Genomic DNA, 22,736 nt, shown 5'->3' on the forward strand with positions numbered 1-22,736 from the left:
GGGTGCCGCGCCGTCGTGCTTCACGTCGGCGGTGCTCGCGCAGCTCAGTGTTCTTCGGCGGGCGAGTCCGGGGCGGTGCGCGAGCGCAGCACGGTGGCGGCAATGCCGCTGGCGACGATCAGGCCGATGCCGGCCCAGCCCATCGGCGCGATCGCGTCGCCGAACAGCAGCATGCCGAACAGGGCGCCGAACACGATGCCGGAATATTGCAGGTTGGCCACCACCAGCGTGGCGCCGTGGCTGTAGGCGCGGGTCATGCACAGCTGGCCGAGCGACGCCAGCGCCGCGATCGGCACCAGCCAGAGGGCGTGCCGCCACTCCCAGGGCGACAGGCCGGTGACCGCCATGCCGGCAGCGCCGGCGACGGCGGAGCCGACGGCGAAATAGAAAACGGTGCGCGAGGCCGGCTCGCCGATCCTGGACAGCGCCATCACCTGCAGGTAGGCGAAGGCCGCGCTCAGGCCCGACAGCAGGCCCACGATGCCTGCGAACACCTGGTTCTGCTCGATCGTCGGGCGCAGCATCAGCACCACGCCGGCGAAGCCGGCCACCACCGTGAGCACCAGCGGGCCCTGGCGCAGCGGATGGTCCTGCGGCCGCTGCGGATTCCAGTTCAGCAGCGTGCCGCCGACCAGGAAGGCCGCGATCCAGACGCTGCTCATGTAGTTGAGGGTCATCGCCGTGGCCAGCGGCAGGCCGGCCAGCGCATAGAACCAGGCGCCCAGCGAGACGACGCCGACCAGGCTGCGCCAGGCGTGCATGCCCAGGTAGCGGGTGCGCAGCGGCACGCCCTGCGAGCGCGCCAGCAGCCACAGCAGCAGCATGCCCAGCAGGCCGCGGTAGAACACCAGTTCGGCGGAATTGAACCAGGCCGACGCGATCTTCACGCACACCGCCATCGCGGCGAAGAACAGCGCCGCCGCCAGCATCCACAGCGCCTGCATCAGCGCGTGCCGGGCATCAGGGCTGCGGCGCCGGCGAGCCGAGGGCGCCGCGGTACCACTCGTGGAAGTGCTGCATGCCGTCTTCCATCGGGCTCTGGTACGGGCCCACCTCGTTGTCGCCGCGCCGGTACAGGGCCTTGCGGCCGGCATCCATGCGCTCGGCGATCTCGTCGTCCTCCACGCAGGTTTCCATGTAGGCCGCCTGCTGGGCCTCGACGAACTCGCGTTCGAAGGCGGCGATCTCTTCCGGGTAGAAGAACTGCACCATGTTCATCGTCTTGTCCGGGCCCATCGGGTGCAGCGTGGAGACGGTGAGCACGTGCGGATACCACTCCACCATGATGTGCGGGTAATACGTCAGCCAGATCGCGCCGTACTTGGGCGGCTCGCCGTCGCGGTACTTCAGCAGCGCGTCCTGCCAGCGCTCGTACACCGGGCTGCCGGCCTTGCCCAGGCGGTTGGCCACCCCCACGGTCTGCACCGAGTAGTGGTCCTTGAATTCCCAGCGCAGGTCGTCGCAGGTGACGAAGCTGCCCAGCCCCGGGTGGAACGGGCCGACGTGGTAGTCCTCCAGGTAGACCTCGATGAAGGTCTTCCAGTTGTAGTTGCACTCGTGCATCACCACCTTGTCCAGGACGTGGCCGGAGAAGTCCAGGTCGGCGCGCGGGCCCATGTTCGCCAGTTGCGCGGCCACGTCCACGGAGCCGGCGCTGCCGAAGGGGCCTCCTGATCCCTGCTCGAACAGCAGGCCGTTCCAGTTCTGCAGGCCGTAGTTGTTCAGGTTCAGGCACGGGTCCTGCGCGAAATGCGGGGCACCCAGCAGCGTGCCGGCCTTGGCGGTCTGGCCGGCGCTGTAGGTCCAGCGGTGCAGCGGGCACACGATGTTGCCCCCGGTGGTGGCGCTGGCCTGGGTGGACCCGCGGCCCTTGAGGATCACGGCCTGGCGGTGCCGGCAGACGTTGGAGATCAGCTCCACGCCGCGCGGCGTGCGCAGCAGCGCCCGCCCTTCCCCTTCCTGGGGCAGTGCGTAGTAGTCGCCGATGTCGGGAACCGCCAGTTCGTGCCCCACATAACGGGGCCCGCGCTGGAAGATGGTGTCCATTTCGCGCCGGAACAGCGCTTCGTCGAAGTAACTTGAAACTGGTAGTTGGCTTGCGGCCTGCTGCAGTTGAAGACTTAAATCAGACATGAAGTCCTGACCTAGAGACTCCCCCTATGAAGGGGCAGGGTAAGCGCTTTATCCGTGGACTGGCGCGGGAGGGGTGGATCGCTGAGGGGAAAGGGATTGTACCCGTGGGGGTTATCTGCGGGGGGACAGATAAAATGCAACTTTGGAACTGAAACAAAATGCCCAAGGCCTTCAAACCACCCGACACATACGAGGCCGCGCTGCAGGAACTGGAACAACTGGTGGGTCTGATCGAAACCGGGCAATTGCCCCTGGAACAGCTGCTGACGGGCTACCAGCGCGGCGCCGAGCTGCTCAAGTTCTGCCGCGACAAGCTGCAAGCCGTGGAAAGCCAGATCAAGGTGCTCGACGACGGCGCACTCAAGCCGTGGACGCAGGAGTGATGAGCGGCGCAGTGCCGTCCCAAGCCGCGAAGGCCCCCTTGGGGGGCGGCGTCAGCGTGGGGTCTGAAACGTTCTCCTTCGCGCCCTGGAGCTCGGGCCACCGCGCTGCCATCGAACATGCCTTGTCGCGCTGGGTCGTCGCGCAGGCGCCCGGCGGGCTGGGCGAGGCGATGCGCTATGCCGTGCTCGATGGCGGCAAGCGGCTGCGCCCGCTGCTGGTGATGGCGGCCAGCGAAGCCGTGGACGGCAACCCGGTGGCGGCGTTGCGGGCCGCCTGCGCCGTGGAACTCATCCACGCCTATTCGCTGGTGCACGACGACATGCCCTGCATGGACAACGACGTGCTGCGCCGGGGCAAGCCGACGGTGCACGTGAAGTACGGGCAGGCCCTGGCGCTGCTGGCCGGGGATGCGCTGCAGGCGCTGGCCTTCGAGCTGCTGACGCCGGAAGGCGACGAGGTCCCCGGCGTCCAGCAGGCCGCGCTGTGCCGGCTGCTGGCGCGCGCGGCCGGGCACGCAGGCATGGCCGGCGGCCAGGCGATCGACCTGGCCAGCATCGGCCGCAGCCTGAGCGAGGAGGAACTGCGCCAGATGCACCGCCTCAAGACCGGCGCGCTGCTGCAGGGCAGCGTGATGATGGGCGCGGCCTGCGGGACGCCCGACCGGCGCGCCGCCGATGCGCTGTCCGCCTACGGCGCCGCGATGGGCCTGGCGTTCCAGGTGGTGGATGATGTGCTGGACGTGACGGCCGATTCCGGCACGCTGGGCAAGACCGCCGGCAAGGACGCGGCCGCCGACAAGCCGACCTACGTGTCGCTGCTGGGACTGGATCGGTCGCGCGCTTATGCGCAGGAACTGCTGCAGCAGGCGCGCACTGCGCTGGCGGGCAGCGGACTGGAGGACACGCGGGCGCTGCTCGCGCTGGCCGCCATGGTGGTGAACAGGGATAACTAATGACGACCTTGCTCGAGAAGATCAACGACCCGGCCGACCTGCGCAAGCTGGCGCGGGCGCAGCTGCCGCAGCTGGCCGAGGAGCTGCGCTCCTACCTGCTGGACACGGTGGCGCGCACCGGCGGCCACCTGAGCTCCAACCTGGGGACGGTCGAACTCACGGTGGCGCTGCATTACGTGTTCAACACGCCGTGGGACCGCATCGTCTGGGACGTGGGCCACCAGACCTATCCGCACAAGATCCTGACCGGCCGGCGCGAGCGCATGGGCAGCCTGCGCCAGCTGGGCGGCCTGTCGGGCTTTCCGCAGCGCGCCGAGAGCGAGTACGACACCTTCGGCACCGCGCATTCCTCCACCAGCATCTCGGCGGCGCTCGGCATGGCGATGGCGGCCAAGCACAAGGGCGAAGACCGCTATTCGATCGCCGTCATCGGCGACGGCGCGATGAGCGCCGGGATGGCCTTCGAGGCGCTGAACAACGCCGGGGTGGCCGACTGCAAGCTGCTGGTGATCCTCAACGACAACGACATGTCGATCAGCCCGCCGGTGGGCGCGCTCAACCGCTACCTGGCGCAGCTGATGTCGGGCCAGTTCTACGCCGCCGCCAAGAGCGTCGGCAAGAACGTGCTCAAGGTCGCGCCGCCGCTGTTCGAGCTGGCCAAGCGCTTCGAGGAGGGCGCCAAGGGGCTGGTGGTGCCGGCCACGCTGTTCGAGAAGTTCGGCTTCAACTACATCGGCCCGATCGACGGCCACGACCTCGATTCGCTGGTGCCGACGCTGGAGAACATCAAGCACCTCAAGGGCCCGCAGTTCCTGCACGTGGTCACCAAGAAGGGCCAGGGCTACAAGCTGGCCGAGGCCGATCCGGTGGCCTACCACGGCCCGGGCAAGTTCGATCCCGCGGTCGGCCTGGTGAAGTCCACCGCGGTGTCCAAGCCGACCTTCACGCAGGTGTTCGGCAGCTGGCTGTGCGACATGGCGCAGCAGGATGCGCGGCTGGTGGGCATCACGCCGGCGATGCGCGAAGGCTCGGGGCTGGTGGAGTTCGAACAGCGCTTCCCGGACCGCTACTTCGACGTCGGCATCGCGGAGCAGCATGCCGTGACCTTCGCCGCCGGCATGGCGGCCGAGGGCCTGAAGCCGGTGGTGGCGATCTATTCCACCTTCCTGCAGCGCGGCTACGACCAGCTGATTCACGACGTCGCGATCCAGAAGCTGCCGGTGCTGTTCGCGCTGGACCGCGCCGGCCTGGTGGGCGCCGACGGCGCCACCCACGCGGGCGCCTACGACATCGCCTACCTGCGCTGCATCCCGAACATGAGCGTGGCCTGCCCGGCCGACGAGAACGAGTGCCGCAAGCTGCTGACCACCGGCTTCGCCCAGGACCACCCGGTGGCGGTGCGCTATCCGCGCGGCGCCGGCGCCGGCGTGGCGGTGGAGCCGGGGCTGCAGATGCTGCCCTTCGGCAAGGGCGAAGTGCGCCGCCAGGGCAAGGGCATCGCCATCCTGGCCTTCGGCACGCTGCTGTATCCGGCGCTGCAGGCGGCCGAGCGGCTCAATGCCACGGTGGTCAACATGCGCTGGGCCAAGCCGCTGGACACCGAGCTGCTGGCCGCCATCGCGCAGCAGCACGAGGCGCTGGTGACGCTGGAGGAGGGCGCCATCATGGGCGGCGCCGGCAGCGCGGTGGCCGAGGCGCTGAACGCCGCCGGCACGCCCAAGCAGCTGCTGCAGCTGGGACTGCGCGACGAATTCGTCGAGCACGGCGACCACGCCACGCTGCTGGCGCAGCAGGGGCTGGACGCGGCCGGCATCGAGGCGTCGGTGCGCGCGCGCTTCGGCGCGCTGGTGGAGCGCAGCGCGCCTGCGCTCAAGATCGTCGGCTGAACGACTTTGCTCGGGGTTCGCCCCAGCCGGTCTCAAGGGAAAACCCCCGCCTGCCGACGGTGGGGCGTTCCTAGAATGAGCGGCGGCCTGGCTTGCGCTTCGTTTGAAGCGCAGGCGCCACGCAGCCTTTCTTTCCCTGTCTGAGGAGCAAACCCAATGGATCGTCGTTCAATCATCAAAAATGCGGGCATCGCAGGCGTCCTGGCCGCGGGTATCGCCCCTGCGGTGCACGCGCAGGCCGCCATCCGCTGGCGCCTGGCATCGAGCTTTCCCAAGTCGCTGGACACCATCTTCGGCGGCGCCGAGACTTTCGCCAACGCCGTGCGCGCGATGTCGGGCGGCAAGTTCGAGATCTCGGTCCATGCAGCCGGCGAGCTGATGCCCGCCTTCGGCGTGGTGGACGGCGTGCAGAACGGCACCGTGGAAGTGGCGCACACCGCGCCGTACTACTTCTTCGGCAAGGACGAGTGCTTCGCCCTGGGCTGCGCGATCCCCTTCGGCCTGAACAGCCGCCAGACCACGGCCTGGATGTACGAGGGCAACGGCCTGAAGCTGATGCGCGAGTTCTACGCCAAGTACAACATCATCAATTTCCCGGCCGGCAACACCGGCGCCCAGATGGGCGGCTGGTTCCGCAAGGAAATGAAGTCGATGGCCGACATGAAGGGCCTGAAGTTCCGCATCGGCGGCTTCGCCGGCAAGGTGATCGAGCGCATCGGCGGCATCCCGCAGAACATCCCGGGCGGCGAGATCTACCAGGCGCTGGAGAAGGGCACCATCGACGCCGCCGAGTGGGTCGGTCCGTACGACGACCAGAAGCTGGGCTTCAACAAGATCGCGCCGTACTACTACTACCCCGGCTGGTGGGAAGGCGGCCCGCAGCTGGACGTGTTCATCAACCAGAAGGCGTTCGACGCCCTGTCGGCCGAGAACAAGGCGATCGTCCAGGCGGCCGCGGCCCAGGCCCACGTGACCATGCAGGCCCGCTATGACGCGGTCAACCCGGGCGCGCTCAAGCAGCTGGTGGGCAGCGGCGTCAAGCTGCGGCCGTTCCCGCAGGACATGATGAATGCCTCTTTCAAGGCGTCGATGGAGCTGTACAGCGAGCTCAACGGCAAGAACCCGAGCTGGAACAAGATCTACGCGGACCTCTCCAAGTTCCGCGCCGAGCAGAACCTGTGGTTCCGCTTCACCGAAGCCGGCTTCGACCGCTTCATGCAGGCCCAGAAGCTCTGATCCGGCGGCCCGCGCCGCGCCCTGAAAGCCACCGCCCGCGGTGGCTTTTTTGTTGGAAACGGTGCATCCTGCGGCGACGAGGACACGCAGGAGGACCGCCATGGAGATCCGCAACCCTTCGCCCAACCTGTACAACGAAGACCTGGCGCCGGCCCGCGAGCGCCACTGGGGCACCTTCAGCATCTTCAACGTCTGGACCTCGGACGTGCACAGCCTCTGGGGCTACTACCTCGCCGCCAGCCTGTTCCTGCTGTGCGGCAGCTTCCTGAACTTCGTCGTGGCGATCGGGCTGGGCTCGCTGCTGATCTTCTTCCTGATGAACCTGGTGGGCTACGCCGGCGTCAAGACCGGCGTGCCCTACCCGGTGCTGGCGCGCGCCTCGTTCGGGGTCTGGGGCGCCAACCTGCCGGCCCTGGTGCGCGCCGTGGTCGCCTGCTTCTGGTACGGCGCGCAGACGGCGGCGGCCTCGGGGGCGGTGGTGGCGCTGCTCACGCGCACCGATTCGATCATGGAGTTCCACAAGACCACCCACCTGCTGGGCCACTCCGGGCTGGAGGTGATCTGCTACGTGGTGGTCTGGGCCTTGCAGCTGCTGATCATCCAGAACGGCATGGAGACGGTGCGCAAGTTCCAGGACTGGGCCGGTCCGGCGGTCTGGGTAGCGATGCTGGTGCTGGCGGTCGGCCTGTGCGTCAAGGCCGGCGGCTTCTCCTTCGAGCACGGCATCCCGCAGGCGGTGCTGCTGGAAAAGACCAAGGATGCGGGCGTGGCCGGCGAGCCCGGTTCGTTCTGGGCGCTGATGGCGGTAGGCGCCACCTGGGTCACCTACTTCGCGGCGCTGTACCTGAACTTCTGCGACTTCTCGCGCTACGCCAAGGACAAGGACACGGTGCGCAAGGGCAACCTCTGGGGCCTGCCGGTGAACCTGATCCTGTTCTCGCTGGTGGCGGGCGTGACCACCATCGCCGCCTACCGCGTGTACGGCGAGGTGCTGCTGCACCCGGAGCAGATCTCGGCCCGCTTCGACAGCTGGTTCCTGGCGCTGCTGGCGGCGCTGACCTTCACGGTGGCGACGCTGGGCATCAACGTGGTGGCCAACTTCGTGTCGCCGGCCTTCGACTTCGCCAACGTGTTCCCGCGCGCCATCAGCTTCAAGAAGGGCGGCTACATCGCCGCCGGCATCGCGCTGGTGCTGTACCCGTTCGCGCCGTGGGAGGGCAACGCGGCCGGCTTCGTCAACGCCATCGGCGCCACCATGGGCCCGCTGCTGGGCATCATCCTGGTCGACTATTACCGGATCGCCAGGGGCGAGGTGGACGTGCCGGCGCTGTACCAGGAGCACGGTGCCTACCGCTACCAGGGCGGCTGGAACCTGAACGCGCTGATCGCCACCGCCGCCGGTGCGCTGTTCTCCAGCGTGCTGCCCAACCTCACCAGCGTGCTGCCGTCATGGTGGGGGACCTATGGCTGGTTCTTTGGCGTCGCCATCGGCGGCGGCGTCTACTACGCGCTGGCGCTGCTGCGGCCGCGCGCCGTCGCCCCGGCCGGCGCGGGCGCCTGAACGGCGGCGCCGCTCAGGCGTCGGCAGAGCGGAAGACGCCCACGCCCTTGTTCAGCAGCAGCCACTTCCACTTGGCCACCTGGTGGAAGGGCTTGGCCGGTCCGTGCGGTTCCGGCACCGGGTGGCCGAACTTCATTTCATGGGTGATGGTCCGGCCGCTGTCGGGGCCCGGCTTGCAGACCCACTCCTTGGCATTGGCGATCGCGCAGGGCGCCAGCTTGCCCGAGGGCTCGGCCGAGCCGGCCACCCAGAAGATCACCTCGCTGTGGGCCTTGAGCGCGCGGAAGCGATAGCGCTCGGCCGCCTGCAGCGAACCGCTGCAATCCGGCCCGTTCCACTGGCCGCCGACGCACTTCACCGTGTAGACGGTCTTGGATCCGTCCAGCGTGATGAAGTCGTGCGCCCATCCCATGAGCACCAGGAAGGCCACCACCACCACCACGATGGCGGTCAGGGTCGCGCGGCCGCCCCTGCGCCCGTCCGGACCGGCGTGGGTCACTTCTTGGGCGCCCCGAACAGTTCGTCGAGCTTCTTCTGCTCGGCGGCGTCGCTCTTGTCAGCGTCGCCGGGCTGCGGCAGCGCCTCGGGTTTCGCATCGCCCGAGGGCGCCGCCGGCTGGCCCAGGTCCTTGTTCATCTGTTGCTGGATCTTGTCCAGGTCGATCTTCTCGGTCTTGTCCAGGCCGCTGGAGACGATGCCCGGGAAGGCGATGATCAGGCCGACCATGATGATCTGGATCAGCACGAAGGGCACGGCGCCCCAGTAGATCTGCATCGTCGTGACCGGCGCGATCGGCTGCCTGGTGACCCGGTCGGTGTATTCCTTGGTCGGCGCCACGCTGCGCAGGTAGAACAGCGCGAAGCCGAACGGCGGGTGCATGAACGAGGTCTGCATGTTCACGCCCAGCAGCACGCCGAACCAGATCAGGTCGATGCCCAGCTTCTCGGCCACCGGCGCCAGCAGCGGCACCACGATGAACGACAGCTCGAAGAAGTCCAGGAAGAAGGCCAGGAAGAAGATCAGGAAGTTGACGACGATCAGGAAGCCGATCGCGCCGCCCGGCAGGCCGGTGAGCAGGTGCTCCACCCACTTCTGGCCGTCCACGCCCTGGAACACCAGGCTGAAGCAGGTCGAGCCGATCAGGATGAACACCACGAAGCACGACAGCTTGGTGGTGGTGTTCAGGGCCTGCTTGAGCAGCGAGAAGCTCAGGCGCCGGCGCACGAAGGCCATCGTCAGCGCGCCGAGCGCGCCCATGGCGCCGCCCTCGGTCGGGGTGGCGATGCCCAGGAAGATCGTGCCCAGCACCAGGAAGATCAGCAGCAGCGGCGGGATCAGCACGAAGGTGACGCGCTCCGCCATCCGCGATAGCAGGCCCAGGCGGGTGACCTTGTTCAGCACCGCCGCCAGGAAGGCGAACAGCACGCCCAGGCACATCGAGACCACCAGCGTCTCGTCGAACGCCACGGTGGTGGTTTCGGTGCCGGTCCACCAGCTGACGACCTTGGCGTAGTTTTCGGCGAAGGTGATGGCCAGCGCCACCGTGATGGCCGTGAGCACCAGCAGCGACGGCAGGCCGCCGGAGCCGTTGGGCTCGCGGAAGGTGCGCGCCTCCACCGGCATCGCCGGTACCCACTTGGGGCGGAAGATCGCCAGCACGATGACCCACCCCGCATACATCGCGGTCAGCGCGAAGCCGGGGATGAACGCGCCCTTGTACATGTCGCCGACGCTGCGCCCCAGCTGGTCGGCCAGGATGATCAGCACCAGCGAGGGCGGGATGATCTGGGCCAGCGTGCCGGAGGCGGCGATCACGCCCGAGGCCAGCCGCCGGTCGTAGCCGTAGCGCAGCATGATGGGCAGCGAGATCAGGCCCATCGAGATCACCGAGGCGGCGACCACGCCGGTGGTGGCCGCCAGCAGGGCGCCCACGAAGATCACGGCCAGCGCCAGGCCGCCGCGGATCGGGCCGAACAGCTGGCCGATGGTCTCCAGCAGGTCTTCGGCCATGCCGCTGCGTTCCAGGATCAGCCCCATCAGCGTGAAGAAGGGGATCGCCAGCAGCGTGTCGTTCTGCATGATGCCGAAGATCCGCAGCGGCAGCGCCTGCAGCAGCGGTTCCGGCAGCACGCCCAGCTCGATGCCGATGAAGCCGAAGAACAGGCCGCAGGCGCCGAGGCTGAACGCCACCGGGAATCCCATCAGCAGGAACACGATCAGGCCCGCGAACATGATCGGGGCCATGTTCTGGATGAAGAATTGCATCATGGTCGGTCAGTCCTCAGGCGATCTTGTTCTTGGCTTCGGCCAGCCGCACGATTTCCTCGGCCAGCTCTTCTTCCGCGGTCTTGGCCACCTTCTTGCTGGTCGGGTCCTCGATCAGCCCCATCAGGTAGGCGATCCGCTTGATCAGCTCCGACACGCCCTGCAGCATCAGCAGGCCGAAACCCAGCGGCATCATCAGGAACACCGGCCAGCGGATCAGGCCGCCGGCGTTGTTGGACATCTCGCCCGACTGGTAGCCCTTGAGGAAGAACGGGATCGAGAACCACAGGATCGCGAAGCACAGGGGCAGCAGGAACACGGTGAAGCCGAACACGTCGATCCAGACCTGGGTGCGCTTGGACAGCCGGCCGGCCACCACGTCGATGCGCACGTGGTCGTGGTTGAGCAGGGTGTAGCCGGCCGCCAGCAGGAACGACGCCGCGAACAGGTACCACTGCACCTCGAGGTAGGCGTTGGAGCTCATGTTGAACGCCTTGCGCACCACGGCATTGACGCCGCTGATGACGGTCGATCCCAGGATCAGCCAGATCACGTAGCGCCCGACAAAGGCGTTGAGCCAGTCGATGGCATTCGATAACTTCAGCAAGGCGCGCATGGTTTCTCTCCGGGGTCACACAAGACCGGGCGCGCGTTGGCTGGCAACGGGCGCCCGGTCGGATTCTGTCAGGGGAAAATTCTAATGCGCACTATAAAAGCAACCCGACAGTCGCTTGACGGTGTTATCCCGTAGCGATAATCGGCCATGCCGTCACTGACCCCCGCCGCCACGCCCGCCTCGATCGACACGCCGGAGATCGGCCGCGCCGGCCGCGACCTGCTGTCGCTGGCGCTGATGGATGCGCGCAACCACACGCTGCACCTGCTGGCGCAGTACGAGCAGGCGCTGGGCGAGGCCAATTTCGCCGTGCCGTGCCGCACCGAGCTGTCGCCCCCGCTCTGGCTGGCCGGCCACATCGGCTGGTTCGCCGAGTTCTGGATCGGCCGCAATCCGCAGCGCGGGCTGGGCCCGGCCTGCCCGCTGGACGCGGTGCGGCTGGCGTCGATCGAGCCGCGCGCCGACGACTGGTTCCATCCCTCGCTGGTGCCGCACGAGGCGCGCTGGAACCAGCCGCTGGAGATCGCGCCGCTGCGCGCCTGGTTGCTGGAGACGCTGGAGAGCACGCTGGAACTGCTGGAGAAGACGCCGGAAACCGACGAGGCGCTGTATTTCTTCCGCGCCGCCCTGTTCCACGAGGACCTGCGCGGCGAGCAGCTGATCTCGATGGCGCAGACGCTGTCGGTGCCGCTGAAGCTGCCGCTGCCGCCGGGCCAGCTGCCGCGCGACGCGCTGCTGGTGCCGGCCGCCGCGTGGCAGCTGGGCGCCTCGCCCGGCGGCTTCGTGTTCGACGTGGAGAAGTGGGCGCACGAGGTGGAGGTGCCGGAGTTCGAGATCGACGCCCAGCCGGTGAGCTGGGCCCAGTACGTGGAGTTCGTCGACGACGGCGGCTACGACCGGCCCGAGTTCTGGCTGCCCGAGGGCTGGTCGTGGCTGGAGCGCGAGGCGCAGTTCGAGGGCCGGCGCGGGCCCCGCCACGTGGAGCAGATCGGCGTGGCCAGCGGCGCGGTGATGCAGTCGCTGTTCGGCAAGCCGACCCGGATGGGCGCCACCCAGGAGGCGATGCACGTGAGCTGGTGGGAGGCGGACGCCTGGGCCCGCTGGGCCGGCCGCCGCCTGCCGACCGAGGTGGAATGGGAAATGGCGGCCCACGTGGCGCAGCGCCGTGGTTTCCGCTGGGGCGAGGTGCGCGAATGGACCGCCGGCTCGCTGCGGCCCTGGCCCGGCTTTGCCGCCGACGGCTGGACCCGCGGCACCGACTTCGAGGCGGCGCCGCTGTTCGGCCGGGCCCGGGTGCAGCGCGGGGCGTCGTTCGCCACCCGCGCCCGCATGAAGCATCCGAAGCGGCGCGCCTTCGCGCTGCCCGAGCGCGACGACGGTTTCAGCGGCTTTCGCACCTGCGCGCTTTAAACCCCTCGCTATGTGCGTTGGCGCACGGAGCTGGCGGCGGCAAGAGGCTAAGGTGGAATACTGTTGAGCTGTCGGAGGAACCTGCGTGCCCATTTCCGCGAACCTGAGGTCGGTCTGGAGCGACCGTGTCGGGTCGTGGACGATCGACGTCCCGGACCTCGGCGTCCAGTGGTCGGCCGAAGCCTCGGCCATCCTGGGCCTGCTGCAGGCGCCGCCGCAGACCCTGCGCGCCATGGTGGAACTGGTGCGCCCCGAATGGTGGGACACCATTGACGACGCCATCATGAACTGCATCCAGGGCGGCGCGCCCTTCGACGTCGAGGTGCAGATGGAAGCGCGCCGGCCGGCGCCGCTGTGGGTCCGGGTGACGGGCGAGGCGCAGCGCAACCCCGACGGCCTGGTCTGCAGCGTCCAGGGCACGCTGCACGACGTCTCGGGCAAGCTGGCGGCGGTCGAGCAGTTCCGCCAGCTCAGCGAGCAGTTCAGCACCACGCTGGAGAGCCTGACCGACGCCTTCTTCACCGTCGACCGCGAGTGGCGCTTCACCTACGTCAACCGCAAGGCCGAGGCGCTGTTTCGCCATGCCCGCGCCGAACTGCTCGGGCGGGTGATGTGGGAAGTCTTTCCCAGCTCGGTCGGCTCGGTGATCCAGGGCAACTACGAGCTGGCGCTGGCGGCGATGCAGCCGGTGGTGTTCGAAACCTTCTCGTCGGCGCTGCAGCTGTGGCTGGAAGTGGCGGCCTATCCCGATGCCGAGGGGCTGGCGGTGTACTTTCGCGACGTCAGCGGGCACCGCGAGGTGCGCGAGGCGCTGGTGGAGAGCGAGGAGCGCTACCGGCTGCTGTTCGAAAGCAGCGCCGACGCGATCTTCGAGGTGGTGCCGGACGGCACCATCCTGCACGCCAACCCGGCTGCCTGCCTGCTGTTCGGGATGACCGAGCAGGATCTTCTGCTCGCCGGCAGTGCCCGCCTGGTCGCGGCCGATGACCAGCGGGTGCGGGCGCTGCTGGCGGCGCGCGACCAGCACGGCAAGGCCAAGGGCGAACTGACCGTGCTGCGCGGCGACGGCTCCCGGCTGGAGGTGGAGGCGACCGTCGGCACCTACACCACGATGGAGGGCAAGACGCTGCTGAACGTGGTGCTGCGCGACATCACGCAGCGGCTGCGCCACCAGCAGGAGATCATGCAGCTGAACGCCGAACTGAACGAGCGGGTGAAGGCGCGCACGGCGCAGCTGGAGAGCGCCAATTCGGAACTGATGTCGTTCGCGCACGCGCTGGCGCACGACCTGCGCGCGCCCATCGCCACCATCCTGGGCTTCAGCACGATGCTGGGCGACACGCTGGAGAAGGTGGGCGCCGAGCGGATCCGCCATTACCTGCAGCGCATCCGCGTCGCCGCCCGCCAGATGGACGACTTCATCGGCGCGCTGCTGGCGATGGCCAGCGTCGCCCAGTCCAGCATGGACAAGGGCGAGGTGGACCTGAGCGCGGCGGCGCGCGGCGTGCTGGCCGATCTGCAGGAGCGCGAGCCGCAGCGCAAGGTGGTGGCGCACGTGCAGGACGGCATGGTGGTGCACGGCGACGCCAACCTGCTGCGGGTGGCGGTGGAGAACCTGGTGGGCAACGCGTGGAAGTTTTCCGGCGGCCGCGAGGTGTCCGAGATCTCGCTGACGGCGCAGGACCAGGCCGACGGCGAGATCGTCTACTGCGTCAAGGACAACGGCGCCGGCTTCGACATGGCCTACGCCGACAAGCTGTTCGGCAACTTCCAGCGGCTGCATTCGCAGGACGAATTCCCCGGCACCGGGGTCGGCCTGGCCAACGTGCGGCGCATCGTCGGCCAGCACGGCGGCCGGGTATGGGGCGAGTCGCAGCCGGCGCAGGGTGCGACCTTCAAGTTCACGCTGGAGCCCAAGCCGAAGGCTGCTCCGGCCCCGCCTTAAGTCCCGCCCGCTGCCGCTTTCTTGCCGCGCGCAAAGCGCCACCACGGCAACTGCTGCTTGAGGCTGAGCACCTCGCCGCTGCGGTATGGTTCGTAGCCCGCCAGCTGCGCGATGCGGGCCTGCCAGGCCTGGCTGCGCAGCACCTCGCGCAGCGCCAGCATCGGCGGCTGCTCCAGCGCCGAGCGCAGGCACACCAGGTAATACGCCTCCTGCACCAGCGGCACGAAGTCCAGGTGGCGGGCCCGCGCAGCCGCTTCGATCGCCAGCCCGGCATCGGCCGCGCCGGAGGCGACGGCCTGCGCCACCGCCGCATGCGAGGGCTCGGTGCGGTCCCAGCCGGCGATGCGCGCCGGATCGGCGTTCGCCTGCGCCAGCAGTTCCTCGGCCAGCAGCCGGGTGCCGGTGCCCAGCGCGCGGTTGACGTAACGCGCGCCCCGTCCCTCCAGGTCCGCCAGCGAGCGCAGCCGCAGCGGATTGCCGCGCGCGACCACCAGGCCCTGGCTGCGGCGGGCAAAGCCGATGATCTTGTGCCGGCCCGGCTGCAGCAGCGGCTGGTAGGTGCGCTGCGCCAGGCCCGGCTTGCCGCCGGCCGCGCCGCCGGCCGGCTGCGGCGGCGTGTGGAAACCGGCCAGCACGCAGCGGCCCTCGTTGAGCGCGCCGATCGCGTCCACGCTGCCGGTGAAGCGGATGTCCAGGTGCAGGCGCGACTGCGCGGCGGCGTGCTCGCGCAGCGCCACCAGCGCGTCGTCGTGGCTGGCGTACAGCGTCAGCACATGGGCGCTGTCGTCGTAGGCGACGGCGAAGGCGCGTTCCAGGTCGGCGTGCAGCGCCTCGATCTGCGGCGCCAGCCGGGCCTGGGCCTGCTGCTCGGCCCACAGCAGCTTGTCGCCGAATTCCGAGAGCCGCGCCGCCTGGCCCTTCTCCCAGACGATCAGGCCGCGGCCCAGTTCCGCTTCCCAGCGCTTGAGCGCGCCCCACACATGGCGGTAGGACTGGCCCAGCGCCTTGGCGGCCGCGCCGATCGAGCCGTGCTGGCGCACCGCGTGCAGCACCTCCATCATCGGATTGCGGATCGCCTGCGGCCCGGCGTCGCGCGCAGTGAGGCTGTAGGAAAGTTCGATCGTCTTCACGCCGCAGGAGTATGCGCTATGCACACCGCTTCATAGCTCGTGAATCCCGATGCGGCACGCTGCGGCGGCCCGGTAGCATCGGTGCGATGAACACGTTTTCCGACAGCGCCGCGACCGCGCTGGAGCTGATCGCCGGCGCCGACCCGGTGCTGCTGGCCATCGTCGGCCGCTCGCTGGCGGTCAGCGGCATCGCCTGCCTGGCCGCCTGCGCCGCCGGCGTGCTGCTGGGCGCCTGGCTGGGCACGGCGCGCTTCGCCGGCCGCGGCGTGCTGCTCACGCTGCTCAACACGCTGCTGGCGCTGCCGTCGGTGGTGGTGGGGCTGGTGGTGTACCTGCTGCTGTCACGCTCGGGGCCGCTGGGCTTCCTGGGCTGGCTGTTCTCGTTCAAGGCGATGGTGATCGCGCAGACCATCCTGGTGCTGCCGGTGGTGACGGCGCTGACCCGGCAGGTGATCGAGGACGTGGACAGCGCCAATGGCGAACAGCTGCGGTCGCTGGGCGCCGGCGGCCTGCTGCGCAGCCTGCTGCTGGCATGGGACGAGCGCTACGCGCTGCTGACGGTGCTGATCGCCTCCTTCGGCCGCGCCGTCTCGGAAGTGGGGGCGGTGATGATCGTCGGCGGCAATATCGACGGCTTCACCCGCGTGATGACCACCGCCATCGCGCTGGAGACCAGCAAGGGCGACCTGCCGCTGGCGCTGGCGCTGGGCATGGTGCTGCTGGGCGTGGTGCTGGCGCTGAACGCGCTGATCGCCGGCCTGCGGCGCTGGCGGCTGCAGCGCAGCGACCGCCCGCTGTTGCTGCCGGTGGCCGCGTGAGCGGGCGCAGCGCCCCGGTGGGCGGCCTGCTGCAGCTCAAGGCGGTGGACCTGGAGTTCGGTGCGGTGCGCGCGCTGCAGGGCATCGACCTGCGCATCGGCGCCGGCGAGCGGGTGGCGCTGATCGGCGCCAACGGCAGCGGCAAGAGCACGCTGCTGCGCGTGCTGCACGGCCTGCTGGCGCCGACCCGCGGCGCGCTGCTGCGCGACGGCGCCGTCCGCCAGGCGATGCTGTTCCAGCGGCCCTACATGCTGCGCACCAGCGCGCTGAACAACGTGGCGCTGGGCCTGTGGATCGCCGGCCGCAAGTGGGCGCAGGCGCGCGAGGGCGCGCTGCAGGCGCTGGCGGCGGTGGAGCTGTCCGAGGTCGCGCTGCGCAACGCGCGCTCGCTCTCGGGCGGCCAGCAGCAGCGCCTCGCGCTGGCGCGGGCCTGGAGCCTGAAGCCCGACCTGCTGTTCCTGGACGAGCCGACCTCCAGCCTGGACCCGCACGCCAAGCGCGAGGTGGAGGCGCTGATGGCGCAGTTCGCGCAGGACGGCATGACGCTGGTGTTCGCCAGCCACAACCTGGGCCAGGTCAAGCGGCTGGCCACCCGGGTGGTCTACCTGGAGCACGGCCGGCTGCTGGCCGACCTGCCGGTGCACGATTTTTTCAACGGCCCGCAGTTGCGCGACACCTCGCGCGAGGCGGACCTGTTCCTCAAGGGAGAACTGGCTTGAACAAGAACTGGCTCCGGGGCGCGCTGCTGGCGCTGCACCTGCTGGCGGCGGGCGCAGCGGCGGCGGCGACGACGATCACGATGGCCTCCACCACGTCCACCGAGCAGTCGGGACTGTTTCCGCACCTGCTGCCGCAGTTCACCAGGGCCACCGGCATCGAGGTGAAGGTGGTCGCCGTCGGCACCGGCCAGGCGATCGACATCGCCCGCCGCGGCGACGCCGACGTGCTGTTCGTGCACGACCAGGCGGCGGAGCAAAAGTTCGTCGCCGAGGGCGGCGCGGCCAGGCGCTATCCGGTGATGTACAACGACTTCGTGCTGATCGGGCCGAAGGCCGATCCGGCCGGCGCCCGCGGCAAGGACATCGCCGCGGCGCTGGCCAGGATCGCCGCCGCCAACGCGCCCTTCATCTCGCGCGGCGACAAGAGCGGCACCAACGCGGCGGAACTGCGCTACTGGGCGCAGGCCGGGCTGGCCGGCAAGGGCAGCGGCTACAAGGAGTGCGGCTGCGGCATGGGCCCGGCGCTGAACATCGCCGCCTCCACCGGCGCCTATGTGCTGGCCGACCGCGGCACCTGGCTCAATTTCAGGAACCGGGCCGACCTCGCCGTGCTGGTGGAAGGCGACGCCCGCCTGTTCAACCAGTACGGCGTGATGGTGGTCAACCCGGTGAAGTTCCCGCAGGTGAAGGCCGCCGAGGCGCAGCAGTTCGTCGACTGGGTGACTTCACCGGCCGGGCAGGCCGCGATCGCCAGCTACAAGATCGGCGGCGAGCAGCTGTTCTTCCCCAACGCCGCCAGGTAGCAGTTCACGCGCGCTTGCGCAGGAACACGTGGGTGGCACGCTCGCCGGCGACCGACTTTTCCACCTCGTAGCCCAGCGCCCGCAGGTTCAGGCCCTGGAACAGGTTCTCGCCGGCGCCCAGCAGCACCGGCCGCACCGCCAGGTGCAGGTCGTCGATCAGCCCGGCCTGCAGGTACTGCCGCACGGTGGACGTGCCGCCGCCGATGCGCACGTCGCGCCCGCCGGCCGCCGCCCTGGCCTGCGCCAGCGCCGAGTGGATGCCGTCGGTGACGAAGCGGAATTCGGTGCCGCCCTTCATCGGCAGCGTCGCGCGCGGATGGTGGGTCAGCACGAAGGTCGGCACGTGGTAGGGCGGCTCCTCGCCCCACCAGCCCTTCCAGCTCTCGTCCGGCCAGGGGCCGCGCACCGGGCCGAACATGTTGCGCCCCATGATCCAGGCGCCGACGTTGTCGAAGCTCTGTTCGGCCATCGTGTTGTCGATGCCGGTCTCGCCGCCGCCACCGTCGCCGTGCATGGCGCGGAAGACGCGGGTCGGGAAGAACCATTCCATCAGTTCGGGGCCGTTGACGCCCAGCGGATGCTCCAGGTCCTGGTCGGGACCGGCGCTGTAGCCGTCCAGGGACACGGCGAAACTGAGGACACGGACTTTCTGCATGGGGGGATTCCTTCTTGGTGGATGCACGCGGAGCGTGCGGTTGGGGCGCGCGGCCTCAGGCATCCCAGTGGACGGCGAAGACCTGCGCGACCAGGGGATCGGCCTCGATCCGCTGCAGCGTTGCACTGAAGGCGGGACGGGCAGCGGCGAGGTGCGCCCGCGTGCCCGACCACTTCGACACCACGGCCGCGAGATAGTCGAGGGCACCGGGCCGGTCGCCGGCCAGGAAGGGCGTGGCGGGGAAGGTATCAGCGAAGATCTCCCAGTGCCGGTGCAGCTGGCGCCGCGCGGCAAGGCGCACCTGCTCCTGCGCCTCGGACGCGGTGGCGGTGGTCCAGCGCTCCGGATAATCGCCGATGCTGATCGCCGCATAGCAGTTGCTGGCGATGAAGACCAGGCCGCGCAGCGCCATTGCGCGCCCGCCCGGCGAATGCGGCAGCAGGCCGGTGTCCGGAAACTGCAGGCCCAGGTGGATCAGGAGGGCCGCACTCTCGGTCAGCACGGTGCTGTCGTCGAGCACGAGCGTGGGGATCTGTCCGAGCGGATTGAGCTTCGCAAGTTGGTCGCGCGCCGAATCCTGCTCCCAGGTCGCGGCCCGCACGATCCTGTAGTCCTGGCCGCAACGGCGCAGCGCGCATTCGACGGCGGCGGAGCCGGAGCCTCTGGCGCCGAACAGGGTGAGCATGGTCAGAGTTCCTTGCCGGCCCGCGCGCGGCCATCGGAGCTCGCTGCCAGGGCGGCATCGGTGACGGCGGCCCGTTCGGCCCTGGTCAGTTCCCGCACGGGTGCAACCGGCCGGCCGGTCGCGGCGTCGAAGAAGGGATTGTCGCGGTAGCGGCCGCGCAGCCGTGCCCAGGCGACCGGCGTGAGGATCCGCACCAGCGCCGCCACGGTGGCCAGCGGCGTGGCCTTGACGCTGCTCCTGGCGCTGTGCGTGTTGAGCAGCGCACGGACCGGGCCGAACGACTGCTGCAGCGTGGGCGGGCCGGCGGCCAGGCAGCGCTCGACCAGGCCGACGTAGGGCAGCTTCGCGTTGCGCGACGTGTTGCCGATCGGCGTGTTGCAGCAGCCCGCGTACCAGCGCAGCGGCCCCGTCCCGGACAGCGACATGCAGGCCAGCGCGCCGGTGCCCTGGCTGAAGTGGACCAGTGCCGGCAGCGTGGCGGCGATGGCGGTGCCGCCCAGCGGGTCCAGGATGGTGTCCGGCTGCTGCAGGAAATGGGCGTAGGCCTGGCAGTCCTTGCAGTAGCAGACCACGCGGGTGCCGGCGCCGGGGCGCACCACATGGCCCCTGACCGTGCCGCAGCGGCATTGCAGCGGGTGCCTGGTCACGCCGGCGATCCCCCGGCCGCCTGGCCCGCGATCCGGAAGCGCGCCACCACCTCGGTGAGGCGCTGGGCCTCGCCCTGGAACGACATGGAACCGGCCGCGGCTGCCTCCACCAGCGCCGCGTTCTCCTGGGTCACGGTTTCGAGGTGGACGATCGCCTTGTTGATCTCGCTGACCCCGGCGCTCTGCTCGGCCGACGCGGTGGCGATGGTGCCGATCAGCGCGTTGGCGCGCTGCACGCTCGACACGATCTCGTCGATGACCGTGCCCGCCGCCTCCACCTGGCGACTGCCCTCCGTGATCTCGCCGGCCGACTGCTCGATCAGCGCCCGGATCTCCTTGGCTGCCTCGGCGCTGCGGCCGGCGAGCGCGCGGACCTCGCTGGCCACCACGGCGAAGCCGCGGCCCTGGTCGCCCGCGCGGGCCGCCTCCACCGCCGCATTGAGGGCCAGGATGTTGGTCTGGAACGCGATGCCCTCGATGGCCCCGATGATGTCGGCCATGCGCTGGGAGCCCTGCTGGATCCGGCCCATGCCCTGCACCACCGCGTGCACCTCGCGGGCGCCGTCGCGGGCGACGGCCTCGGCCCGCTGCGCCAGCCCCGATGCAACCTTGCAGTTCTCCGCGTTCTGCCGGACGGTGGCGGACAGCTCCTCCATTCCCGAGGCGGTCTGCTCCAGCGTCGAGGCCTGCTGTTCGGTGCGCCGCGACAGGTCGGTGCTGCCGTCGGTGATCTCCCTGGCGGACCGGGCGACGGCGTCCGAGCTCTGGCGCACCTGGGCGACGATCTCGCCGAGGTTGCGGTGGATGTCGCCCAGCAGGCCGAGGAACATGCCGAAGTGCCCGCCGAGCCCGGCGGAATCGATCCTCGCCGTCAGGTCGCCGGCCGCCAGCCGCCGGAACGGGCCGAGCACGCGGGTCCAGCCTTCGTTGGCCTGCAGGTAGAACGCGATCATCACGTAGACCGCGAACAGCACGCCGGCGGCGATCCAGGCCTTGACCGCCGTGGAGGCCTGGGCCCCCGTCTCGTAATAGAGCAGCGCCAGCGGCAGGAAGAAGACGACCAGCATCAGCGGCAGCTTGCGTTCGTTCGGCAGCCGCAGCATCAGCCGCACGGCGGGCCAGAAAATCAGTTTCATGCTCGAACCTCCCCGGATTGCCGCGTCGCGGCGGCTCCGGCGTGCCTACGGGCACCATACCAAAGGCCCGGCGGAATCGCCAGCAGGACGAACGTCCGCGTGTGCGTCAAGCGGCACGGTTGCCGCGCAGCCATTCGTGCGCCAGGCAACCGTAGATGTTGGTGTCGGTGGCGACTCCCTTGCTGATCCAGCGCTGGCGGAACATGCCTTCGTGCACGAAGCCGAGCGACTGCAGCAGTGCATTCGACGCGGCGTTGCCGGGGTTCACTTCCGCCTCGATCCGGCGCACCGCCAGCTGGCCGAAGGCGTGCCCGCAGACCGCCAGCAGCGCTTCGGCCGCGTAGCCCTGGCGCCAGTGGGCACGGCCCACCACGTAGCCCAGCTCCAGCCGCGCGCTGCCTTCGTCGAAGCGGAACAGCAGCACCGTCCCGACCACCTTGCCGTCCGCGTTGCGCTCGATGACCAGCTGCCGCGACGTTCCGGTGGCATCCAGCGCCTCCATGCGCGCCAGCCAGGCGCGGCCGTCCTCGGCCGACTGCCAGGTCTTGTAGGGCAGGAAGCGGGTGACGGCATCGTCGCCGTTGACCTCCAGCAGGTCGTCGAGGTCGGCGCCGGCGACCGGGCGGACCGTCAGCCGCGGCGTGAGGATGGCTGTGATGGCGGGCAGGGGCATGGGTGCTGGCGGGTGGGCCGGTTGCAGGCGCGTTCAGAACCAGTGGTCGGCCACGCAGCGGCCGTCGGCCGGCAGGCAGAACCTCATGCGCCCGGCACCGGCATGCACTCCATCACTTCCACCGCCTCGCCGGGCAGCACCGCGAAATGGGGGTGCTTGTCGAACAGCCTGGCGGCGGCATCGTGCGAGTCCGCGGAAACCACCACATAGCCGCAGATGGCGTTGTGCGCATCGGTGATGCCCTTGCCCGACACCCGCTTGGTCTTGCCGATCGGGCCGCCGGCCACCACGATCTGCGCCTTGTGGTTCTCCATCCACGCATGCCACGCCGCGATGCCGGCCTGCGACCGCTTGTTGCGCTCGGACTCGCTGAGCGCGTTCCAGCCCGACTTCTCCACCGCTTCGGGGGTGCCATTGAATATGGCGAGGAAATTCTTCATGAGGAGGCTCCTTGTCTGGGATGTGGGCGTGCACTCCCGGTTGAAATGCATGTTCCCACTAGGACGACGAACAAGGGCGGTGGAAATCGACATCGGCCGCGCGGGCAGTGCCGTTGCTGACGCCAGGATACTGGAGCCAGCGCATCGCGACGTTGAGTTCACGGACCACGGCTTCGGCCTGGATCGTCGCGCCGCCGCCCAGTTCCATCGACTCCGTCGTGTGCGCGTCGTCGACCAGCGTCAGGTCGTAGCCGCGATCCAGCGCTCCATACGCGGTGGCGCGAATGCACCAGTTGCTTTGTGCACCGGCCAGCACGATGTGGGTGGCGCCCAGGGCGGCGAGTTCGGCGTCCAGCGAGGTCTGCTCGAACGACGAGTTGTACTGCTTGTGGACCAGCGTCTCGCCGCCGGCCGGCCCCAGTTGCGGCACCCACTGCCACTGGGCCGACCCCAGGGGCAGCTCCTCGTTCGAATGCTGGACCCAGATCACCGGCACTGCCTGCGCGCGGGCGCGCTCGACGGCGCGGGCGATGTTGCCGATGACGCGCTGGGCCTCCCAGGCCTGCTGCATGACGCCCACCTGGACGTCGACCACGACCAGGGCCGGAATGTTGCCTTTGCGCACGGTTGCCATCTGCGGGT

23 protein-coding genes are annotated in these 22,736 nt (G+C 69.5%); 10 read left to right on the forward strand and 13 right to left on the reverse strand.

Annotation, left to right across the window (positions count from 1 at the left end):
• Window positions 1-44: 44 nt before the first annotated feature.
• Both ACFPOE_RS15995 and ACFPOE_RS16000 read right to left on the reverse strand, forming a co-directional pair.
• On the reverse strand, window positions 45-944 hold the full coding sequence (locus ACFPOE_RS15995; protein WP_376851134.1) for a DMT family transporter: 900 nt from the start codon (window positions 942-944) through the stop codon (window positions 45-47).
• 16 nt (window positions 945-960) lie between these two features.
• Window positions 961-2,133: an aromatic ring-hydroxylating oxygenase subunit alpha gene (locus ACFPOE_RS16000; protein WP_376851136.1), complete on the reverse strand. Its 1,173-nt coding sequence runs from the start codon at window positions 2,131-2,133 to the stop codon at window positions 961-963.
• Window positions 2,134-2,291: 158 nt separating this feature from the next.
• Here ACFPOE_RS16000 and xseB point away from each other — a divergent pair, with 158 nt between their 5' ends.
• The 5 genes from xseB to ACFPOE_RS16025 all read left to right on the forward strand — a co-directional run bounded on the left by xseB (window position 2,292) and on the right by ACFPOE_RS16025 (window position 8,152).
• On the forward strand, window positions 2,292-2,516 hold the full coding sequence (gene xseB, locus ACFPOE_RS16005) for an exodeoxyribonuclease VII small subunit (protein ID WP_376851138.1): 225 nt from the start codon (window positions 2,292-2,294) through the stop codon (window positions 2,514-2,516).
• Entirely contained in the window at window positions 2,516-3,469 is a 954-nt protein-coding gene (locus ACFPOE_RS16010; protein ID WP_376851140.1) for a polyprenyl synthetase family protein, read from the forward strand. The genes xseB and ACFPOE_RS16010 overlap by 1 nt, the downstream gene beginning before the upstream one ends.
• Window positions 3,469-5,355 (forward strand): 1-deoxy-D-xylulose-5-phosphate synthase, encoded by a 1,887-nt coding sequence (gene dxs, locus ACFPOE_RS16015; protein ID WP_376851142.1) that lies wholly within the window; start codon window positions 3,469-3,471, stop codon window positions 5,353-5,355. The genes ACFPOE_RS16010 and dxs overlap by 1 nt, the downstream gene beginning before the upstream one ends.
• A 156-nt stretch (window positions 5,356-5,511) precedes the next feature.
• Entirely contained in the window at window positions 5,512-6,591 is a 1,080-nt protein-coding gene (locus ACFPOE_RS16020) for a TRAP transporter substrate-binding protein (protein WP_376851143.1), read from the forward strand.
• Between the two features lie 100 nt (window positions 6,592-6,691).
• On the forward strand, window positions 6,692-8,152 hold the full coding sequence (locus ACFPOE_RS16025; protein WP_376851145.1) for an NCS1 family nucleobase:cation symporter-1: 1,461 nt from the start codon (window positions 6,692-6,694) through the stop codon (window positions 8,150-8,152).
• Between the two features lie 13 nt (window positions 8,153-8,165).
• On the opposite strand, the gene ACFPOE_RS16030 is transcribed toward ACFPOE_RS16025, so the two are convergent.
• The 3 genes from ACFPOE_RS16030 to ACFPOE_RS16040 are packed head-to-tail and all read right to left on the reverse strand — an operon-like array spanning window position 8,166 to window position 11,033.
• On the reverse strand, window positions 8,166-8,651 hold the full coding sequence (locus ACFPOE_RS16030) for a hypothetical protein (RefSeq protein WP_376851147.1): 486 nt from the start codon (window positions 8,649-8,651) through the stop codon (window positions 8,166-8,168).
• Entirely contained in the window at window positions 8,648-10,417 is a 1,770-nt protein-coding gene (locus ACFPOE_RS16035) for a TRAP transporter large permease (RefSeq protein ID WP_376851910.1), read from the reverse strand. The genes ACFPOE_RS16030 and ACFPOE_RS16035 overlap by 4 nt, the downstream gene beginning before the upstream one ends.
• Before the next feature lie 16 nt (window positions 10,418-10,433).
• Window positions 10,434-11,033: a TRAP transporter small permease subunit gene (locus ACFPOE_RS16040; RefSeq protein ID WP_376851148.1), complete on the reverse strand. Its 600-nt coding sequence runs from the start codon at window positions 11,031-11,033 to the stop codon at window positions 10,434-10,436.
• A 147-nt stretch (window positions 11,034-11,180) separates the two neighbouring features.
• On the opposite strand from ACFPOE_RS16040, the gene ACFPOE_RS16045 reads away from it, so the two are divergent.
• Complete coding sequence (locus ACFPOE_RS16045; protein WP_376851150.1) at window positions 11,181-12,443, forward strand: SUMF1/EgtB/PvdO family nonheme iron enzyme; 1,263 nt, start codon at window positions 11,181-11,183, stop codon at window positions 12,441-12,443.
• Window positions 12,444-12,528: 85 nt separating this feature from the next.
• On the forward strand, window positions 12,529-14,388 hold the full coding sequence (locus tag ACFPOE_RS16050; protein WP_376851151.1) for a sensor histidine kinase: 1,860 nt from the start codon (window positions 12,529-12,531) through the stop codon (window positions 14,386-14,388).
• Here the strand turns inward: ACFPOE_RS16050 and ACFPOE_RS16055 are convergent.
• The gene (locus ACFPOE_RS16055) at window positions 14,385-15,518 is read right to left on the reverse strand and encodes a substrate-binding domain-containing protein (protein ID WP_376851153.1); all 1,134 of its coding nucleotides are present in this window, start codon (window positions 15,516-15,518) and stop codon (window positions 14,385-14,387) included. The two genes, ACFPOE_RS16050 and ACFPOE_RS16055, sit on opposite strands and share 4 nt — an antisense overlap.
• Window positions 15,519-15,604: 86 nt before the next feature.
• Here ACFPOE_RS16055 and ACFPOE_RS16060 point away from each other — a divergent pair, with 86 nt between their 5' ends.
• The 3 genes from ACFPOE_RS16060 to ACFPOE_RS16070 are packed head-to-tail and all read left to right on the forward strand — an operon-like array spanning window position 15,605 to window position 17,858.
• Complete coding sequence (locus ACFPOE_RS16060; RefSeq protein WP_376851155.1) at window positions 15,605-16,336, forward strand: ABC transporter permease; 732 nt, start codon at window positions 15,605-15,607, stop codon at window positions 16,334-16,336.
• The gene (locus ACFPOE_RS16065; protein ID WP_376851157.1) at window positions 16,333-17,055 is read left to right on the forward strand and encodes an ABC transporter ATP-binding protein; all 723 of its coding nucleotides are present in this window, start codon (window positions 16,333-16,335) and stop codon (window positions 17,053-17,055) included. Before ACFPOE_RS16060 ends, ACFPOE_RS16065 begins: the two co-directional genes overlap by 4 nt.
• Window positions 17,052-17,858 (forward strand): ABC transporter substrate-binding protein, encoded by an 807-nt coding sequence (locus ACFPOE_RS16070; RefSeq protein WP_376851158.1) that lies wholly within the window; start codon window positions 17,052-17,054, stop codon window positions 17,856-17,858. The genes ACFPOE_RS16065 and ACFPOE_RS16070 overlap by 4 nt, the downstream gene beginning before the upstream one ends.
• 4 nt (window positions 17,859-17,862) lie before the next feature.
• Here ACFPOE_RS16070 and ACFPOE_RS16075 read toward each other — a convergent pair whose 3' ends face one another.
• From ACFPOE_RS16075 to ACFPOE_RS16105, 7 genes are all read right to left on the reverse strand, one after another.
• Entirely contained in the window at window positions 17,863-18,513 is a 651-nt protein-coding gene (locus ACFPOE_RS16075; protein WP_376851160.1) for a dihydrofolate reductase family protein, read from the reverse strand.
• A 55-nt stretch (window positions 18,514-18,568) separates the two neighbouring features.
• Window positions 18,569-19,198, reverse strand: coding sequence for a glutathione S-transferase family protein (locus ACFPOE_RS16080; RefSeq protein WP_376851162.1), 630 nt, complete (start codon window positions 19,196-19,198; stop codon window positions 18,569-18,571).
• 2 nt (window positions 19,199-19,200) lie between these two features.
• A complete protein-coding gene (locus ACFPOE_RS16085) occupies window positions 19,201-19,845 on the reverse strand; it encodes a DUF6151 family protein (protein ID WP_376851164.1) in 645 nt (214 codons plus the stop codon).
• Window positions 19,842-20,981, reverse strand: coding sequence for a methyl-accepting chemotaxis protein (locus ACFPOE_RS16090; RefSeq protein ID WP_376851165.1), 1,140 nt, complete (start codon window positions 20,979-20,981; stop codon window positions 19,842-19,844). Before ACFPOE_RS16090 ends, ACFPOE_RS16085 begins: the two co-directional genes overlap by 4 nt.
• Before the next feature lie 106 nt (window positions 20,982-21,087).
• Window positions 21,088-21,654 carry a GNAT family N-acetyltransferase gene (locus ACFPOE_RS16095; protein WP_376851167.1) on the reverse strand — a complete coding sequence of 189 codons (567 nt, stop codon included), beginning with the start codon at window positions 21,652-21,654 and terminating at the stop codon, window positions 21,088-21,090.
• An 83-nt stretch (window positions 21,655-21,737) separates the two neighbouring features.
• Window positions 21,738-22,094 carry a YciI family protein gene (locus ACFPOE_RS16100; RefSeq protein ID WP_376851169.1) on the reverse strand — a complete coding sequence of 119 codons (357 nt, stop codon included), beginning with the start codon at window positions 22,092-22,094 and terminating at the stop codon, window positions 21,738-21,740.
• A 58-nt stretch (window positions 22,095-22,152) separates the two neighbouring features.
• Window positions 22,153-22,728 carry a cysteine hydrolase family protein gene (locus tag ACFPOE_RS16105; protein WP_376851171.1) on the reverse strand — a complete coding sequence of 192 codons (576 nt, stop codon included), beginning with the start codon at window positions 22,726-22,728 and terminating at the stop codon, window positions 22,153-22,155.
• Window positions 22,729-22,736 lie beyond the last annotated feature (8 nt).

The organism is Caenimonas terrae, from assembly GCF_042655405.1.
Lineage (GTDB): Bacteria > Pseudomonadota > Gammaproteobacteria > Burkholderiales > Burkholderiaceae_C > Ramlibacter > Ramlibacter terrae_A.